Source organism: Paenibacillus sp. FSL K6-0276, from assembly GCF_037977235.1.
In the GTDB taxonomy this organism is placed as follows: domain Bacteria; phylum Bacillota; class Bacilli; order Paenibacillales; family Paenibacillaceae; genus Paenibacillus_AQ.
Genome location: NZ_CP150276.1, coordinates 313,068 through 330,597, shown reverse-complemented (window position 1 = coordinate 330,597; position 17,530 = coordinate 313,068). Strand labels below are relative to the sequence as shown.

The following is a 17,530-nucleotide window of genomic DNA, read 5'->3' as shown; positions in this document are numbered from 1 at the left end:
TGTAAAGGAGAACGACTGATGAATGCAACGATCGTACGAGTGGGTAAACTGGCCCGCCATCTATTTTTTGCAGCTATTGCACTGATCATGGCCTTCCCCTTCTATTGGATGGTCACCAGCGCCTTAAAAACCAATGATGAAATCTGGCAGTCTCCTCCCACGATCTGGCCTAAAGAACCGCTGTGGAGTAACTTTTCAGCCGCCTGGCACGAAGCCCCTTTCTTCAGATATATGGGCAATAGCGTATTTGTCGCCGTGTCGATTGTTATTTTGCAGGTGATAAATTCCGGGATGATGGCCTATGCGCTTACACATATGAAATTCCGCTTCAGAGGACTGTTCTCAGGGGTTATTCTTTTCGGCTATATGGTCCCTGCCACCGCTGTTTATCTTCCGGGATATTTGGTACTGTCCCAGCTTCATCTACTAGATTCATATGCCGGACTAATTCTCTCCAACTGTGTAAGTGTCTTCTCGATCTTTCTAATTCGGCAAGCCTTCCTTCAGGTTCCCCATGAGCTGGTGGAGGCTGGAGAAGTAGATGGTTCCTCGCATATGCGGATTCTGTGGACCATTCTTGTCCCCATTACACGTTCTTCCTTTGCTGTGCTAGCCCTGATCACCTTCATTGATCAGTACAATAACTATTTCTGGCCGATGCTGATCACCAAAGACCCTAATCTACAGCTAGTCTCGGCCGGTCTGCGTAGTTTCTTCACTCAAGGAGGTGCTTACGGATTAAAATGGCCGCTGATCATGGCCGCTAGCGCATTCACCATCGCCCCGCTGCTGCTAGTATTTCTACTAGCTCAAAAAACGATCATGCAAAGTGTCAATATGACCGCTGGATCAAGCAAAGGATAAGCTAACAATTCTATTTAAATTAAGAGGAGAATGATGATGAACGTATTAAAGAGACTGTCCACCCTATCTTTGATTGCTGGATTTACAATGTTAACAGCTTGCGGAGGAAATTCGAATACAGGCAATGTTACAGCGGCAAATGGAGCTTCTTCTTCCCCCTCCACAGAGGCTGCGCCCACACAAAATGCACCGGTAACGATTGAATTCTGGTATGGTCTCGGCGGCAAGCTTGGTGAGAATATGGAGGCACTGATTCAGAAATTTAATGCTTCTCAGCAAGAGGTCATCGTCAAAGGTATCGCACAGGCGGATTACACTGAAACCGAGCAGAAGCTGCAAGCGGCGATTGCTACAGGAAAAGTACCGGCTGCTGCTCTCTCCTCAAATGTAGATTGGGCCCGTAAAGGATATTTCGCTCCGATGGACGAACTTATGGCAATGCAGCCAGATTTTAATAAAGAGGACTTTGTCCAAACCTTTCTAAATCAGGGCCAGGTTGATGGTAAGCAATACTTCCTGCCGATGTATGGAACAACGCAGGTTATGTACTACCGCAAAGATGCTTTTGAGAAAAACGGAATTGATGCGAGCACACTGAAGACTTGGGAAGACCTAGCTGCCGCCGCTGAGAAAATGACAGTGAAAGACGGCGACAAAACCACCTTCTTCGGTTGGGAGCCTATGTGGGGTCCAGGGAACATGATTGATGCCGTGCTCAGCAAAGGAGGCACTATTCTTAGCGAGGACGGGAAACAAGTCATGATTGACTCCAAAGAATGGATCGAAACCTGGGATTTGTTCCGCAAGTGGATTCACGAGGATAAGATCATGCGGATTCATTCCGGTGGTCAAGGCTGGGAGTATTGGTACAAGACGATTGACGATGTCATGAAGGGTCAATCCGCAGGCTACACCGGCTCCAGTGGGGATCAGGGCGACCTCGACTTCAGTATTGTTTCTGCCATGGAGCAGCCAGGCTGGGCAGGGATTGGCGAGGGTAAACCCGGAGCACAAGCACTTATGGCCGGCGTTCTATCCAAAGCCAGCGACAGTGAGAAGGAAGCGGCTATGAAATGGCTAACCTACTTCACAAATGCTGAGAATACTGCCTTCTGGTCAATTCATACTGGATATATTTCCGTGCGCCAATCCGCATTGCAAGACCCGGCGTTTGTGTCATTCAGCGAAAGCAATCCGCAGATTAAGGTTCCGTTGATGCAAGCCTCTCATGGTTCTGCACCATTCCAAGACCCAACTGGCGGCAAGATCAACGATGCGCTGAAAATCGCCGCAGATAAGGTGCAAATTGAGAATATTCCTGCAGCACAAGCACTTAAGGAAGCGCAAGAAACGGCGCAAGCAGCGCTTGATAAATTAAAATAAAGGGTGGTGGACTTCATGTCTGAGCTCATCACTCCACAGGGCAGATACACTGTTGCAGCTATTCTATTCGATAAGGATGGTACGCTGCTCCAGTTTGTATCCCTCTGGGGCAGCTGGGGCGAATGTTTTTTAGAGAAATTCATAAAGTATATGAAGCAAAGAGGACTACAGGTTGCAGAAGAACAACTCCCTGTATTAATGGGAACTGTACACAATGCCCAGGGAAGCATTACCGATTATGATCGCAACGGACCGCTGGCCATGGGGACCATGAGCGATCTCTATGCCATCCTGTCATGGCAGGGTTATCTGCAAGGTTTATCTTGGGCTGAGTCCATGGAGCTTGTTCATCAGTGCCGTCAGGAAGCGGATGATATGTTAGAAGAGAACCGCCCCGTTCTCTCACTTCCGGGACTACATCGTTTTCTTGATGATTGTTTGATTGCAGGCATCCCTCTCGCCGTGGTGACCGCAGATGAAACAGATGCCGCGGAAAAACATCTCCAATGGCTCGGCATACGGCATTATTTTACTGTGGTGATTGGAACAGATCTTGTGGATCAAGGTAAACCCTTCCCCGACATGGTGCAGCTTGCCTGCGAAAGGTTGGCCGTGGAACCCGCGCAGACAGCGGTTATCGGCGATACTAACGGGGATATGCGAATGGCTAAAGCAGCGGGCGTACAGGTAGCTATCGGCCTAGCAGACAGTGAAGACAATATTGCTTCGACGCACATTCTCCCGGATGCAGATCTCATTGTGCGATCTTATGCCGATCTCAGAATCGAGGTTACTTCCCTGTGAAAATAGAAGGAATATGGGCATGGATGTTTCTGACGCTGGCTATTGTGTTTGAGCTCTCAGGGACCATCTCTATGAAAATATCTCAGGGGTTCACTCAGCTCTGGCCTTCCGTGCTCATGTTCCTGTTCTATGGGGCCAGCTTCACCTCCCTGAATTATGCCCTCACCTCTATTAAGGTAGGCGTTGCTTATGCGATATGGTCAGGAGCGGGAATCATTCTAATTTCCTTCATAGGAGCCCTGTTTTTTGAAGAAAAGCTAACCCTGTCCTCACTACTATGGATAGCTGTTATTATTACCGGGATCATAGGACTGAACATTAGCGGGAAGACACATTAGCGAACAGCAACAGTATTTCATAGATTCATAGATGAAGGAGGATGCCTAAACATGAGTACGAACACATTACCTGAAGAGAAACCTGTTATCACCTTTCAGATTATCACGGATACGCATGTCACCGCTGAACGAAATCATGAGTACAATCTTAACTTCGAGCTGGCACTCCGTGATATAGCGGCGCATGGGAAAGGCAGCAGCGGGATTATGCATATCGGTGATGTCACAGACCACGGGTTCCCTGCTGAATACGAAGAAATGCTCCGTATCCTCAATCAGTATAAAGCGGACTTACCCGATATTACCTTTACCTTAGGCAATCATGATGTGGGCCTCGGAAATTGGGAGTCTCGCTTAGGGATGTATACGTCACAGACCGGAATGTCTGGACCCTATCATGATCACTGGATCAATGGCTATCATTTTATTTTTCTAGGTACAGAGCAAGGATTGCCCCTATTCTGTGACCTTTCCTCTGAACAACTTGATTGGCTGGAGCACAAGCTTGGGGAGCAATCTTCACCGGATCAGCCTGTCTTTCTCTTCCTGCACCAACCGCTCAAAGACACAGTGGCTGGATCGCTAGAATCACAAGATTGGTACGGTGTCACACAAGATAAGGAATTAAAAGAGATTCTTTCGAGATACCCCCAGACCTTGTTATTCACCGGACATACCCATTGGGAGCTAGAGGTAAACAACACTATGTACCCTGGCCATGGAGAGATCTCAACGATGTTTAATGCCGCTTCTGTCGCCTACCTTTGGACAAATGAAGATGAGCATAAGACGGGTAGCCAAGGCTTCTATGTGGAAGTGTATAGGGATAAAGTGCTTATCCGGGGCAGAGATTTTAAAACAGGAACATGGATTGAAGCTGCACAATATGAGGTAGCTTATCCAGCGGTAAACGTATAATGAAACTCCCCGCAGCAAGCTGCGGGGAATTTCATTCTGTAAATTACGCGCAGAAGTATTAGCCATACCGCCACGCCATTTTGCACATATTCACTTGCTTCACTTTTAAAGATGGACAAGAAGAAACGGCTGTGGAATGTCCTGCGTTATTCATCCCATGCTTCTAACAGCTTCGGAATTCCTTCTACAAGAAGCTTGTGGTATACCTCACAAATATCTTCAATATCATCCGTATTCGCCACACCCAGCAGCGTCTGCATAACGATCCCGTCAATAGCTCCAATCAGCAATGAGGCAATGGCTTTATTGTATTTCCCAGGCTGTTTTTCATATAAGCGTTGCAACAGCTCCTCGGTATGACCAATCCATTTCTTATATTTAACTTTCAATTGATTGGAAATTTCCTCGTTCCCGAGTATCGCTTCCTGGGCAAGATAGAACTGCATTCGATTGTCATCTATTTTGTTAAAACGATCTTTCACATTCTTGCTGATTCGCTCAATAACTTCCCCGCGGCTATACTTCCCTTGCTGTACCTCCTCGGCAATTCTCGTAGATACGGATAGACTGCGATCCATCGCATCATAAAGAATCTCTTCTTTACTATTGTAATGATGATACAACGCCCCCGTGCTAAGCCCTGCTTCATCGGCAATCCTCCGCATTGTCGTACCCGCAATACCCATTCGATAGATAACACGATTCGTCGCCTCAATAATATGTAATTTTCTATCCTCAGACATTAGCTCCCCGCCCAACTGAATCGCTTGTTGCGATTTTTTCATATAAAAAGAGTACTGAATCTGATCTGTTTTGTGTGTGTTAATTAGCACAGACAAGACCAATTAATTCCTAATACAATAAAACCGAACAGTTGTTATGTTTATGAACTAACCAAGCTTCGCAAGGTTGAAGCTTAGTGTCGGTACATAATGATTACGCTTTCACAAAAAAAGGAGGTTTATCATGGATATTCCTGCATGGCAATATGGCGTCAGTATGATCGGTTACATTGTTCTACTTCTTATTGTTGTCAATATTATGCGCAAACATTATAAGTTTGCCCACTGGTTCTGGATTGCTTCTTTACTGACCTTCCCCTTATGGCTCATGGGCGGTGTCGAAGGATGGTTTCGTTGGGCCAAGATTTTAAGTGTGATTCTTCCTACGATATTTGTAGGATTCATTCGTATTGCCAACTACGAGAAACGAAAAGGACCGTTCTGGAATGCGTTGCAGAAGGATTGGGTATTGTGGTTCGTATATGGCGTTCTATTCCTTAATATTATGGAAGCAACCATTAAAGACTTTACAATGGGGAATACGTTCAACGCGCTAACCGGCCTCTTATTATGCATAACCATCCCTTTTGCGCCAAAATACTGGAAGATTTCCACGCAATCGCACGGCGATCTCATTGTGTATACGACCATCGGCTGGAACTTCCTCTATACAACCTGGAACGCTGCTTTCGTCTATGCCGAGAGTCCGAAGTTCTTTGCAAGTTCGCTGTGCATTCTTCTCGCAGCCGAGCTTTATCCCATCATTAAACGCCGCCCGGAACTCTACATCACTGCGCGGGTCTATACACTGGCGGCTCATTTGCTCCTGCGTGCCTGCTTCGTTAACCTGTTCCCGACGCTGATGGATGCTTCGTCCTGGCATAATGCAGATGTCATGTACTATTGGGGAATGATCAACTTTATTATGATTGTTCCGTTTGTATTCTGGCATATGTGGCAGCTTCACACCGGCAAAGCAGAAACCAGCTTCCGGCGTGGCCGTCCTGAAGTGAACTAACCAAGAACGCCCTTATCCTTTCCATGAGGAAAGGGTAAGGGCGTTCTTTCTTTATTTCTTCTATCTGTCGATCTCCAGAATATCCAGGAAAAAGACGAATATCGGAATGCCCAGGATCAAGCCCCATACACCCATATAGTACTCGGAGAGGCTATCGTTGAATCGGTTCGATCCGGTAGCTTGCGTTAGCGCTGGCATCGTCTTCCACGCCGGCTCCGCCGTGAATCTGCCAGCCGAAAGACAGCACAGATTCCAGCCGGTTCTTCTCGGCTGTCGTCAATACCATTTCTATGGCTTCTTTACCCGCTTCAAGCTCCAACTCTGCCTCTTTACCAAGAGCAACCCATATCCAGCTACGAATGCCACGAATCGTGTTGTACTTGATCTGATAGCCTGTCTTCACCGCTTGCTCGAACAATTCTGGCTGCTCCGCTTGCAAAGTGGTCAACTGCTTATAATCAAATTCGTATTCACTCTCATCAACGGGTAAATCGCCTTCTGCCACTTTGCGAATAATTTCCTCATTAGACCAGCCCAAAGCGCGCAGCGATTCCACCAATAACGCATCCCACTGGGATAACTTTACTTGGTTCAAGTTCTCTGACATCCTGATTCCTCCCATACCTGTATATAGATTCTACTCATTCCGTGAAATCATAAGCAACATAATGACCCGGACTAACTTCCTGCAATGTAGAAGTCTCAGCCCTGCCGTACTCTGCCGAATATCCATCTAAAATAATTCTCTGATTAGCCCGCTTAGGGTCCGTCTCCAAAATCGAAGACAGCAGCGCCTTCGTATAAGGATGAATAGGGTTCTCGTACAGTTCATCACTTTCGGCTACCTCTACGAGACGACCGCCGTACATCACGCCAATCCGGTCCGAAATATGCCGTACCATCGACAGATCATGCGCAACAAACAGGTAGGTCAACCCGAATTCGGACTGCAAATCCTCCAGCATATTCACTACCTGCGCCTGAACAGATACATCCAGCGCTGAGATCGGTTCATCGCACACTACAAATTCAGGTTTCACAGATAACGCTCGAGCGATCGAAATCCGTTGGCGCTGCCCACCACTGAATTCATGAGGGAAGCGGTATAGATGCTCTCTTTTTAAACCCACCTTATCCAGCAGTGCAGCAACAGCTTCTATGCGTTCGTCGCCTTCGTGGATCCCGTGGATTTTCATAGGCTCACTGATCAGATCAAGAACATTCAGGCTTGGATTCAACGAGGAATATGGATCTTGAAAGATCGATTGAATCCGTCTGCGAAAAGGCTTAAGCTGCTTCTCTCCAAGCTTGCTCAGCGGCTGCCCGTCAAAAGACACTTCACCATCTGTATAGTCATACAATCGCAGCAAGCAGCGTCCAACCGTGGACTTGCCGCTTCCTGACTCTCCGACCAGTCCAAAGGTCTCCCCCTGACGAATCTGAAAGCTTACGCCATCTACCGCCTTGAGCACCGATGTATCGCGTCCCCATATATCCTTGCCTTTGGAGAAATGCTTTTTCAGATTATTTACATCCACTAGAATCTTATTATTACTCAACCGAACCGCTCCCTTCAACACCAGCTACGGCTGGAGTCTCCTGCACACCGTCTGCCAGCCAGCACATCGAACGGTGACCAGGCGATAATTCGGTTACCGGAGGGCGTTCGCTGCAGCGAGCAAAAGCATTAGGACAACGTTCCATAAATGGACATCCCGAAGGAGGATTCAGCAAATCCGGTGGTGTGCCTTCGATAGGGATAAGACGTTCCCGCGAATTGCCATCACGCTTCGGAATCGAGCGAAGCAGGCCTTTCGTGTAAGGATGCTGTGGGCGATAAAAAATATCCTCCACCGTGCCTTCCTCCATCACGAGTCCACCATACATTACGATAACCCGTGTACATACCTGAGCGACCACACCCAAGTCGTGGGTAATGAGCGCTACAGCTGTACTCGTATTATTCTTCAACTCTTTAAAAAGATCGAGAATTTGTGCCTGTATCGTTACATCGAGCGCAGTTGTTGGCTCGTCTGCAATCAACAGCTCTGGCTTACAAGAAAGAGCCATGGCGATCATGACCCGCTGGCGCATCCCGCCGCTGAATTCATGCGGATATTGCTGTAGCCGCTGTTCAGGATTATTAATACCTACCTGACGCAGGATGCTTGCCGCCTCTTTAAATGCTTCTTGCTTATTTAAACCACGATGCCGACGGATGACTTCCGTAAGCTGCTGGCCGATTTTTTTTACAGGATTAAGAGAGGTCATGGGGTCCTGAAACACCATTGCTATGCGGTTACCTCGCAGCTTTCTCCACTCTTTTTCCGAAAGGTTCGATAAATTCTCACCACGAAAATTAATATTTCCACCGATAATCTTACCCGGAGGTGTAATTAACGACATAATCGCTTTCGCAGTTACACTCTTCCCACTTCCGGATTCACCAACGATCCCTACCGTTTCTCCAGCATCTATATGAAAGCTAACGCCGCGAACTGCCTGATTCTCTCCGTCTCGAGTTTGGAAGGAAACCTTCAAATCCTCAACAGACAATAACCGTTCCGTCATGATGTCTTCACACTCCTATCTTCGGATCAGCTTCGGTTCAAAGCCAACCCGCAAAATATCGCCTAGAACATTAAAGCTCAGTACCGTTAATAGTATCAATAACCCAGGGAACAGAGCCAGATATGGCGCTTGCGCGATATATCCCTGTGCATTGTTAAGCATACTGCCCCAAGTCGCATTCGGGGGCTGCACGCCGAACCCAAGGAAACTTAGGGAGGACTCCATCATAATCGCCGAGGCGATATTATTCGTCGCACCTACAATGACAACAGGCACTAACCCCGGAAGAATATGACGCCAAATAATTCCGAAATTGCTCTGTCCGGAGGCTTTTGCATAGAGTACATATTCCCGTTCTTTGATCGTCATCGTCTCTGCCCGAATGACACGGGCGATATTCATCCACATTAATAGAGCAATAATAATGATGATATTCCCAACACTCGGCTTCAGAAATACGCTAAGCAGCAGCAGAACTAAGAAAGAAGGAATGGACAGCACTACATCAAGCATCCGCATGAGAAGATTATCAACCCATCCGCCAAAGAATCCACTGATTACACCCACAGTCACACCTATGCCTGTAGCAATGATCATTGAAGCAAAGCCAACTAGCAAGGACACCCGGCCACCATACAACGCGCGGGCAAAATAATCCCGGCCATAGTCATCCGTCCCGAACCAGTGATCGGCTCCCGGCGATTTCAGACGTGCCAGAACATCCATCGCATTCGGATCATGTCCAGATAAAAAAGCAAATATAGAGCCCAGTGTGAAGATGATTAAAGTAATGAGGGCTGCGACGCCCAATTTATTCGTAAATAGCTCATCTCCAACACTTTTCCATTTACTGCGATTCATGAGGTCACCTCGTTAATTTAATTCGTGGGTCCACGAAGCTATATAGAATATCCGCGACCAGATTGCCGATGATCAGCATTAAAGAGGAGAATAGAGTAATTCCCATAATCACGGGGTAATCCATCCCTTTAACTGCAGTCATCCCCAAAGAGCCAATACCTGGCCATGAAAATACCGTTTCTGTTACAATTGCACCTGCCACCAGATCACCCATAGACATCCCGAGTAATGTAATTACAGGAAGCAACACATGCTTCATTACATGACGGAACAGAATCGTTGTCTTGTTAGATCCAAAAGCATATTGAATCTGCACGTACTCTTCTTTTAGCTGTCCGATTGTACTAGAGCGAATGTATCGTACATAACCAGCCAGGAATCCAAAAGCAAGTACGGTGCAAGGCAGGATACCATGCTTGAATACATCAAACGCCGATTCCACTCCAATCGTTCGCATCCCCATAATGGGGAGCAGGTGCAGCTTAATCGCGAATAAATACATCAGTAAGATGGCAAGCCAAAACAAAGGTACAGATATTCCAACATAGGATAAGAAATTAATCAGCTTATCCACCCAGCGGTTCCGGTTTGCGCCAGCAATAAGACCGAGTGGAATTGCTAGCAAAACAGCAAGACCGATTGCAGAACCCATCAACCCTGCCGTTGCAGGTAGGCGTTCTAGAATTTGATCCAATACAGGCTGATGATTCACAAGGGAATAACCGAAATTCCCCTGCAGTATTTCTTTAATCCAGATTAAATACTGAATGTAGGCTGGCTTATCCAGCCCAAGGTTATGCCGGATACGCTCAATATCATCTGCGTGCATATTCGGCGTAACGAAGGATAATACCGGATCCCCCGGAGCCAGCTTAATCATCGCAAAGCACACAACCGAAACAAAAAACAACATCGGCAGGGTTTGCAGTAATCTTCGGACGATAAGTTGTCTCATACGTTTATTCTCCCAGTTCTGTATCGGTAAAAAAGTAAGCTGGATAACCCAGCTTACTTTTTCCCGTTTTTATTTAAGGTAGATTTTCGATAAATCTTCAAAAATAACGACAGGCTTCAAGACTGCTTCTTCAAGACCGCCGTAGTTCTTGGAGACAGCTACAATAGTCTTAGTATTAGCGATTGGATAAATCGGTGCATCGTCAGCAATGATCTCTTGGATCTTCTTATAGATCTCACCACGTTTAGTCGCATCTGCTTCTCCTGCACCTTCATTGAACAACTTATCAACCTCAGCATTATTATAATGCGAATAGTTGGAGTCAGCGGCCGAAGTGTACAAGATTCGATAAGCATCAGGATCATAACCCATGATATAACCTGCGATCGCAAGTTCAAAATCTGTTGAATTCATATCACTGAACTTCTGACCAAATGCTGTGGAATCCATATTTTGCAGTTCCACTTCAGCGCCAATAGCCTTTAACTTTTGCTGCACATAAAGTGAAATGGCTTCCTGTGCTTTATTACCGCTCTGTACAATTAATCTCAACTTCAGATCGCTAACCCCAGCCGATTGCAGAAGCTCTTTTGCTTTTTCCACATCATTATCAAAAGAAGGTACATCATTAGTATAGAACAATGCATCCGGAGTCAAGAATGACTTCGCCGGGTCTGCATACTCGTTAGAGGTATAAGCAGCCTGAATGATTTCATCACGACTTAGTGCTAGAGACAAGGCTTGACGAACTTCTTTTTTAGCAAGAGCACCTCTATCGCTGTTCGCATTGAACAACAGGTAGGACAATCGGCCTTCACTATAAGGAAGGATTTCGAAATTGTTCGAAGCTTCAATCGTTCCAACATCCTGTGGATCTAGATATTTAATGTTGATCTCACCGTTCTGAAGTGCGAGATTCGCAGCATTCGTATCTTTAGCAATCCGGTACGTTACGGAATCAAGATGTGGCTTGCCGCCGAAGTAGTTATCAAATCTCTCGAGTGTAACATATTCGCCTGCTTTGTATTCTTTAAATTTGAAAGGGCCAGATCCAACCGGAGCAGCATTCTTGGTGCTTTTCTCTAGATCAGTCTCATTCTCAAAAATATGCTTTGGAATCGGAAATACTTGCACAAGTGTTGCTTCAAAAGCTGGGCTGACCTGCGGAAGCTTGAACTCTACGGTCAGATCATCCACCTTAACTGCCTTAACGGGTTTATCACCGATGAATAAGTTCGCTCTCAGGAAGCTGTTTTGCTTCTCATCCAGGATACTATCGATTGTGAAGACCACATCGTCAGCCGTAAGCTTTTCTCCGTCATGCCATGTCAAGCCGCTTTTCAGTTTCAATGTATAAGTCAGGTTATCTTCTGAAAGCGTTAGGCTATCAGCCAAATAAAAAGTTTTCTTACCATCATTCACTTGGAACAGTGGAGCATAGAGCGCTTGGTCAATCGTAAGACTGACACGGTCACCCGCATAATTCGGATTTAGAATGACAGGATCAGCAGCGACCCCAATAATTAAGTTGCCACCATCTTTTGGCTCAGTGCTTGCTGTCGTTCCTTCATTAGCAGCAGGTGCCTGATTTGTATTTGTGGAAGTGGCGTTATTCCCCCCGGAGCACGCGCTAATCAAAAATGTTAACAAAATCAAAGTAATAACTCCAGATAATCCTTTACGCATAAGTTTCTCCCCCGTAATCCATATTCTGCTTCGCTTGTGTTTTTTATATTGTATATCGGAATACTAGGAATTACAATGGATAGCATTTCACATTAATGTAATATTGAGGGAATTCATGATCTTAACCTCTTTCATTATAATCCCTTACCTCCTACGCTCTGTCCGGCCCAACAATATGAGCTTTAGTCTTCGCTGTCTCTTCCGGTGCATATATTTCCTCAACATCCTCGTCCAGCAGTGGTCAATAACTCACCATTTGCATCATACCAGAACACATTCGCACGAGGATTCATGGCCAGTAACAGATTGATTAACTGCAGCACTTTTAGTGGTGACTTGTCCACGGTCCTCATTTCTTTGCTCTTCAAGTTGTCATTTATATCTAATTATTCGGTTATTGTACAGCAGATCGTTACTAATTAATATATCAAACATTTATTTACTATAGCGCCCTAGAAAAAATAAGGATTAATACCGCCCCCTGTAAATATATTGAGAACATACGAATACCTCTCAGAGCGAGAGAGAGTCCCCCAAGGAGGCCGTAATGAAAGTGAATAAGACACGCGTATTAATTGGCAGCCCCATCCACCAGAAGCCTATGGTTTTGCGAGAATTTCTGAATTCCCTGCAACGCCTGAACCTAGATAATATCGATCTAGATTTCCATCTGATTGATGATAATGACGATGAAGAATCCAGCCGGCTGCTTCAGGAATTCAAAAGCATGGGTGATCATATTTATCTTCACAGCTCCGGCTTTCACGATGCGTACATTCGCAATGATATCACCCACTTTTGGAATTCCGATTTGGTCTGGAAAGTAGCCGACTTCAAGAATCTCATGATCAACCGAGCTCAGACCCTGAACTATGACTACTTGTTCCTGATCGACTCCGATCTCATTCTCCATCCCGATACACTAAGACATCTCATAGGTACAAACAAGGATATTATTTCAGAGATATTCTGGACACAGTGGCAGCCAGAGACCATGTTTCAACCACAGGTATGGATGCATGACGAATACAATCAGTGGAAGCTACTGCCAGGCGAAAAGCTGCAACCAGAGGAGATCAACCGCAGATTTCATGAGTTCATAGCTGAGCTGAGAAATCCTGGAATCTATGAAGTTGGCGGTCTTGGGGCTTGTACATTGATCAGCCAGCATGCGATAAAAGCTGGGGTTAGCTACAATCAGATTCGCAACATTTCGTACTGGGGAGAGGATCGTCATTTCTGCATTCGTGCCGCAGCCCTTGGCATCCCCCTGTTCGTCGATACTCATTATCCCGCGCTGCATTTGTATAGAGACAGTGATTTAAGTAAAGTTGAGGATTTTATCAGAGAAACTACGGAGGCCGGGGCCGACTCTACTGAGTCTGAGAGCAGTTTATCTACGGAGGAAGTACCTATATTGGCAGAGCCGACATCCATAACAGACAACGAAAGTTTCAAGGAAACTGTCCCCACGACCAGAAAGCGACCTAAGCTAACCCTCACCATGGTTGTAAAAAATGAAAGTGGGCGCTTTCTGCGACAGGTTCTGGAAGAGCATCGCAAATATATCGACGAGGCCGTCATTATTGATGATGGTAGCACCGATAATTCAGCAGCCATCTGCTTGGAGACTCTTGAAGGCATTCCCGTTCATCTCATTCACAACACCAAATCCAAATTCAGCAATAAAATTGAGCTGCGAAAGCAGCAATGGGAAGAGGTTCTAAAAACGAATCCCGAGTGGATTCTGAATCTGGACGCAGACGAAATCTTTGAAGCGAGTTTTGCTGCAAATCTCGAACCCTTGCTGTACGCCAATGAGGTCGATTTATTCTGTTTCCGTCTTTACGATTTATGGAACGCGGACCATTACAGGGAAGCTATTTACTGGCGCCCCCATTTGAACTATCGTCCGTTTTTGCTCCGCTACAAGGAGGACTTCAACTACGTATGGAACGAATCGCCACAGCATTGCGGACGTTTTCCGGAAAATATTTTCGAGCTCCCCCATCAGCTAAGCAACTTGAGACTCAAGCATCTAGGCCAGTGGAAGGAGCAATACCTGTCCATTCTGGATGAACACCCTCATTTAATTCCTTGGGTAGAGTGAGTGTAATACGACAAGCATAAACGCCTTCGGCATCCCTATTAGAATGGTAAGCTTTTATGCGAGAAACATTAGACATAAAGTATAGGTGAAAAACTTATACTTTCTAATATTTTCAAAAAGGGCGTCCACAAAACCTTAACGGCTTTGTGAACGCCTTTTTTATTTCTTTATTGTATTTGAAGCGATAGTATCCCGTTTCGCTAACTTCTTCTTATTCAGAACGCTGTGGTTCATCGACATCAGGCTTCATAATGGACACCGTCAGTTCGCCGCCGGATTCATCTACTTGAATCACTGAACCCTCTGCGGCTTCGCCAGCAATGATCGCACGTGCCACACGGGTCTCCAGACTACGCTGGATGAAGCGTTTCAGCGGTCTCGCCCCATACACAGGATCAAAACCTTCCTTAGCGATAAAACGTACCGCCGGCTCAGTTAAATGAAGACCAATCTCCCGTTCTGCAAGACGTAGACGTAATCCGTCTACCAGTTTGTCCACGATTTTTTCAATCTCGCCCAGGGTCAGCGGCTTGAACATCACAATGTCATCTACCCGGTTCAGGAACTCTGGACGGAAATGACCACTTAGTTCCTTCATTACTCTGTCTTTGGCAGCATCCGTAAGCTGACCTTTCTCATCGGTGCCTTGAATTAAATGTGGTGAGCCGATATTTGAGGTCATAATAATGATCGTGTTCTTGAAGTCAACCATCCGCCCTTGTGAATCGGTCAGACGTCCATCATCAAGCAGCTGTAGCAGAATGTTAAATACATCAGGATGCGCCTTCTCCACTTCATCTAGCAGCACTACCGTATAAGGCTGACGCCGCACGGCTTCTGTAAGTTGGCCGCCCTCCTCATATCCAACATATCCCGGAGGTGCACCGACCAAGCGAGAAACACTGTGTTTTTCCATATACTCCGACATATCTATACGGATCATGCCATCTTCGCGATCAAAGAGAGAGACCGCGAGCGATTTAGCCAGCTCCGTCTTCCCTACGCCAGTCGGACCGAGGAACAGGAAGGAACCGATCGGCCGATTCGGATCCTTGATCCCGGCTCTCGCACGAAGTACGGCATCAGCTACCAGACTGACGGCTTCGTCCTGCCCCACAACCCGTTCATGCAGCGTTTCTTCCAGACGTAGCAGCTTATCCCGTTCGCCTTCTATCAGTCTGCTAACTGGCACGCCCGTCCAGCGAGAGACGATATCCGCGATCTCCTCTTCAGTTACGGCTTCACGCAGCAATCTTGTATCCTGATCCTGCTGTGCCGCTTCTTCCGCTGCTTTCAATTGCCGCTCTAGATCAGGAATGATGCCATAGCTCAATTCCGCCGATTTATTAAGATCGTATTCTTCCTGTGCATCGACCAGATCCTTGCGGGCTTGCTCCAGCCGTTTTTTGATGTCGCGGATGCCTTGGATCGCTAACTTTTCCTTCTCCCAGCGCGCCGTCATCCCAAGCTGCTTCTCCTTAAGATCGGCGAGTTCGCGTTGTAAGATTTCCAGACGACGTTTGCTGGCGTCATCGGTTTCTTTTTTGAGCGCGGCTTCTTCAATCTCCATCTGCATCAGACGACGTGTCACTTCATCCATCTCACCCGGCATGGAGTCGATTTCCGTGCGGATCATTGCGCAGGCTTCATCCACAAGGTCAATAGCTTTATCCGGCAAAAAACGATCCGTGATGTAGCGGTTAGACAGAACTCCTGCAGCCACGAGGGCGCTGTCATGGATTTTGACCCCGTGATGGACTTCGAATCGTTCCTTCAGACCGCGCAAAATGGAGATCGTATCCTCCACATCCGGTTCGCTGACCAGCACCTGCTGGAAACGGCGTTCTAACGCCGGGTCCTTCTCAATATATTTGCGGTATTCATCAAGCGTGGTCGCACCAATACAATGCAGTTCACCCCGAGCCAACATCGGCTTCAGCATATTGCCCGCATCCATCGAGCCTTCAGTTTTACCTGCGCCCACAATCGTGTGGAGCTCATCAATAAAGAGAATAATACGGCCGTTACTTTCGCGAACTTCCCTCAATACCGCCTGAAGGCGCTCCTCGAATTCACCACGGAACTTCGCACCTGCCACAAGGGAACTCATATCCAGTGAGAAAATCGTCTTATCCTTCAGACCCTCCGGTACGTCTTTGCGTACAATCCGGTGAGCCAAGCCTTCTACAATCGCTGTTTTACCTACACCTGGCTCCCCAATCAGCACAGGGTTATTCTTCGTTTTACGGGACAGAATTCGGATCACGCGGCGTATCTCTGCATCACGTCCAATGACTGGATCGATCTTGCCAGCTCGAACCTCTGCCACAAGATCACGTCCGTATTTCTCCAGAACCTCATAAGTAGCCTCTGGCTCCCGACTCGTTACACGCTGATGCCCCCGAATCTCAGCAAGTATAGACATCAGCTTCTCGCGTGTTAATCCACGACTAACAAAAAGATCACGCAGCTCTCGATTGTCCCTGCTCGAATCCGACACCATGGCCAGTACAGCATGCTCAACGGAGACAAACTCATCCTGCATCTTCGCTGCTTCCTTCTCCGCCTGTTCCAGCAAATGAATCAGTGATGGCGAAGCATAACGCCGTACCGTGCCTGCTCCTGAACCACTTATGCTCGGCTTATGCTGAAGCAGTTCATCCGTGCTTCGCAGCATTTCAGCTACGGGGATATTCATCTTTTGCAGCAATCTTGGCAGCAAGCCTTCTTGCTGCTGGAGTAACGCTTTTAAGAGATGGAGATTATCGATCTCCTGATGACCGCTGCCCGAAGCAAGCGACTGCGCCGCAGCCACTGCTTCCTGCAGCTTTTGAGTAAGTTTGTTGAAATCCATAGCTCTCTCACCTTTCTATTTAGGAATGATATATTGGATCGGCTGTTTTGGCCGGGAATAGGTTAATTTAGCGGGATTTATACCATTAATTTTTGGGCGTTGAGCCGAATTCGGCGAATCTACGGGATTTTTACCGTACATTTCGGGCTTTGAGCCAGATTTGGCGCAATCTGCGGGATTTTTACCGTACATTTCGGGTATCGAGCTAGATTTGGCGGATTCTACGGGATTTTTACCGTACATTTCGGGTGTTGAGCCGAATTGGGCGTATTCAGAGGCATTTTTGCCTTTCTTTTCGCTCATCGAGCCAAATTCGGCACATTCTAAAGTACTTTCACCCTTCTTCTCGCCCATCGAGCCGATCTTCATCGTTTCAGCAAAGATTT

The 17,530-nt window shown here is 46.7% G+C and carries 17 protein-coding genes; 7 read left to right on the top strand and 10 right to left on the bottom strand.

Going from position 1 to position 17,530, the window contains the following annotated elements; all coding sequences use genetic code 11:
• Positions 1–18: 18 nt before the first annotated feature.
• From MHH52_RS01535 to MHH52_RS01515, 5 genes are read left to right on the top strand one after another with little or no spacing between them, the layout of a single operon-like run.
• The gene (locus MHH52_RS01535; protein WP_313636523.1) at positions 19–864 is read left to right on the top strand and encodes a carbohydrate ABC transporter permease; all 846 of its coding nucleotides are present in this window, start codon (positions 19–21) and stop codon (positions 862–864) included.
• 36 nt (positions 865–900) lie between these two features.
• Entirely contained in the window at positions 901–2,247 is a 1,347-nt protein-coding gene (locus MHH52_RS01530) for an ABC transporter substrate-binding protein (RefSeq protein ID WP_340009442.1), read from the top strand.
• A 15-nt stretch (positions 2,248–2,262) separates the two neighbouring features.
• Positions 2,263–3,051 carry an HAD family hydrolase gene (locus tag MHH52_RS01525; protein ID WP_313636524.1) on the top strand — a complete coding sequence of 263 codons (789 nt, stop codon included), beginning with the start codon at positions 2,263–2,265 and terminating at the stop codon, positions 3,049–3,051.
• A gap of 23 nt (positions 3,052–3,074) precedes the next feature.
• Positions 3,075–3,389, top strand: a complete 315-nt coding sequence (locus tag MHH52_RS01520) for a multidrug efflux SMR transporter (RefSeq protein WP_060626586.1) — start codon at positions 3,075–3,077, stop codon at positions 3,387–3,389.
• Positions 3,390–3,440: 51 nt separating this feature from the next.
• The gene (locus MHH52_RS01515; RefSeq protein ID WP_340006207.1) at positions 3,441–4,307 is read left to right on the top strand and encodes a metallophosphoesterase; all 867 of its coding nucleotides are present in this window, start codon (positions 3,441–3,443) and stop codon (positions 4,305–4,307) included.
• Positions 4,308–4,453: 146 nt separating this feature from the next.
• On the opposite strand, the gene MHH52_RS01510 is transcribed toward MHH52_RS01515, so the two are convergent.
• The gene (locus tag MHH52_RS01510; RefSeq protein WP_340006205.1) at positions 4,454–5,092 is read right to left on the bottom strand and encodes a TetR/AcrR family transcriptional regulator; all 639 of its coding nucleotides are present in this window, start codon (positions 5,090–5,092) and stop codon (positions 4,454–4,456) included.
• Between the two features lie 181 nt (positions 5,093–5,273).
• On the opposite strand from MHH52_RS01510, the gene MHH52_RS01505 reads away from it, so the two are divergent.
• Positions 5,274–6,107, top strand: a complete 834-nt coding sequence (locus MHH52_RS01505; protein ID WP_340006203.1) for a hypothetical protein — start codon at positions 5,274–5,276, stop codon at positions 6,105–6,107.
• A gap of 151 nt (positions 6,108–6,258) precedes the next feature.
• On the opposite strand, the gene MHH52_RS01500 is transcribed toward MHH52_RS01505, so the two are convergent.
• The 7 genes from MHH52_RS01500 to MHH52_RS01470 form a co-directional block, all read right to left on the bottom strand.
• The gene (locus tag MHH52_RS01500) at positions 6,259–6,714 is read right to left on the bottom strand and encodes a hypothetical protein (RefSeq protein ID WP_340006201.1); all 456 of its coding nucleotides are present in this window, start codon (positions 6,712–6,714) and stop codon (positions 6,259–6,261) included.
• A 34-nt stretch (positions 6,715–6,748) separates the two neighbouring features.
• The gene (locus MHH52_RS01495) at positions 6,749–7,666 is read right to left on the bottom strand and encodes an ATP-binding cassette domain-containing protein (protein WP_313636529.1); all 918 of its coding nucleotides are present in this window, start codon (positions 7,664–7,666) and stop codon (positions 6,749–6,751) included.
• The gene (locus MHH52_RS01490; protein WP_340006200.1) at positions 7,659–8,678 is read right to left on the bottom strand and encodes an ABC transporter ATP-binding protein; all 1,020 of its coding nucleotides are present in this window, start codon (positions 8,676–8,678) and stop codon (positions 7,659–7,661) included. The genes MHH52_RS01495 and MHH52_RS01490 overlap by 8 nt, the downstream gene beginning before the upstream one ends.
• A 15-nt stretch (positions 8,679–8,693) precedes the next feature.
• Positions 8,694–9,539, bottom strand: coding sequence for an ABC transporter permease (locus tag MHH52_RS01485; protein ID WP_313636531.1), 846 nt, complete (start codon positions 9,537–9,539; stop codon positions 8,694–8,696).
• Positions 9,540–9,543: 4 nt separating this feature from the next.
• Entirely contained in the window at positions 9,544–10,494 is a 951-nt protein-coding gene (locus MHH52_RS01480; protein WP_042123467.1) for an ABC transporter permease, read from the bottom strand.
• Between the two features lie 69 nt (positions 10,495–10,563).
• Positions 10,564–12,180 (bottom strand): ABC transporter substrate-binding protein, encoded by a 1,617-nt coding sequence (locus MHH52_RS01475; protein ID WP_340006198.1) that lies wholly within the window; start codon positions 12,178–12,180, stop codon positions 10,564–10,566.
• A 218-nt stretch (positions 12,181–12,398) separates the two neighbouring features.
• The gene (locus MHH52_RS01470) at positions 12,399–12,548 is read right to left on the bottom strand and encodes a hypothetical protein (protein ID WP_340006196.1); all 150 of its coding nucleotides are present in this window, start codon (positions 12,546–12,548) and stop codon (positions 12,399–12,401) included.
• Between the two features lie 179 nt (positions 12,549–12,727).
• Here MHH52_RS01470 and MHH52_RS01465 point away from each other — a divergent pair, with 179 nt between their 5' ends.
• On the top strand, positions 12,728–14,290 hold the full coding sequence (locus tag MHH52_RS01465) for a glycosyltransferase (RefSeq protein WP_340006195.1): 1,563 nt from the start codon (positions 12,728–12,730) through the stop codon (positions 14,288–14,290).
• A 211-nt stretch (positions 14,291–14,501) separates the two neighbouring features.
• Here the strand turns inward: MHH52_RS01465 and clpB are convergent, their stop codons facing one another.
• Together clpB and MHH52_RS01455 are read right to left on the bottom strand one after the other, a co-directional pair.
• Positions 14,502–17,144, bottom strand: coding sequence for an ATP-dependent chaperone ClpB (clpB, locus tag MHH52_RS01460; protein ID WP_340006194.1), 2,643 nt, complete (start codon positions 17,142–17,144; stop codon positions 14,502–14,504).
• A 15-nt stretch (positions 17,145–17,159) separates the two neighbouring features.
• Positions 17,160–17,513: a hypothetical protein gene (locus tag MHH52_RS01455; protein WP_340006193.1), complete on the bottom strand. Its 354-nt coding sequence runs from the start codon at positions 17,511–17,513 to the stop codon at positions 17,160–17,162.
• Positions 17,514–17,530: the final 17 nt, after the last annotated feature.

Bases quoted from the DNA above. Each gene is read 5' to 3' on its own strand.
- MHH52_RS01510 (WP_340006205.1), bottom strand. From the start codon at position 5,092: ATGAAAAAATCGCAACAAGCGATTCAGTTGGGCGGGGAGCTAATGTCT.
- MHH52_RS01525 (WP_313636524.1), top strand. From the start codon at position 2,263: ATGTCTGAGCTCATCACTCCACAGGGCAGATACACTGTTGCAGCTATT.
- MHH52_RS01485 (WP_313636531.1), bottom strand. From the start codon at position 9,539: ATGAATCGCAGTAAATGGAAAAGTGTTGGAGATGAGCTATTTACGAAT.
- clpB (WP_340006194.1), bottom strand. From the start codon at position 17,144: ATGGATTTCAACAAACTTACTCAAAAGCTGCAGGAAGCAGTGGCTGCG.
- MHH52_RS01500 (WP_340006201.1), bottom strand. From the start codon at position 6,714: ATGTCAGAGAACTTGAACCAAGTAAAGTTATCCCAGTGGGATGCGTTA.
- MHH52_RS01505 (WP_340006203.1), top strand. From the start codon at position 5,274: ATGGATATTCCTGCATGGCAATATGGCGTCAGTATGATCGGTTACATT.
- MHH52_RS01480 (WP_042123467.1), bottom strand. From the start codon at position 10,494: ATGAGACAACTTATCGTCCGAAGATTACTGCAAACCCTGCCGATGTTG.
- MHH52_RS01535 (WP_313636523.1), top strand. From the start codon at position 19: ATGAATGCAACGATCGTACGAGTGGGTAAACTGGCCCGCCATCTATTT.
- MHH52_RS01520 (WP_060626586.1), top strand. From the start codon at position 3,075: ATGTTTCTGACGCTGGCTATTGTGTTTGAGCTCTCAGGGACCATCTCT.
- MHH52_RS01465 (WP_340006195.1), top strand. From the start codon at position 12,728: ATGAAAGTGAATAAGACACGCGTATTAATTGGCAGCCCCATCCACCAG.
- MHH52_RS01455 (WP_340006193.1), bottom strand. From the start codon at position 17,513: ATGAAGATCGGCTCGATGGGCGAGAAGAAGGGTGAAAGTACTTTAGAA.
- MHH52_RS01530 (WP_340009442.1), top strand. From the start codon at position 901: ATGAACGTATTAAAGAGACTGTCCACCCTATCTTTGATTGCTGGATTT.
- MHH52_RS01515 (WP_340006207.1), top strand. From the start codon at position 3,441: ATGAGTACGAACACATTACCTGAAGAGAAACCTGTTATCACCTTTCAG.
- MHH52_RS01490 (WP_340006200.1), bottom strand. From the start codon at position 8,678: ATGACGGAACGGTTATTGTCTGTTGAGGATTTGAAGGTTTCCTTCCAA.
- MHH52_RS01475 (WP_340006198.1), bottom strand. From the start codon at position 12,180: ATGCGTAAAGGATTATCTGGAGTTATTACTTTGATTTTGTTAACATTT.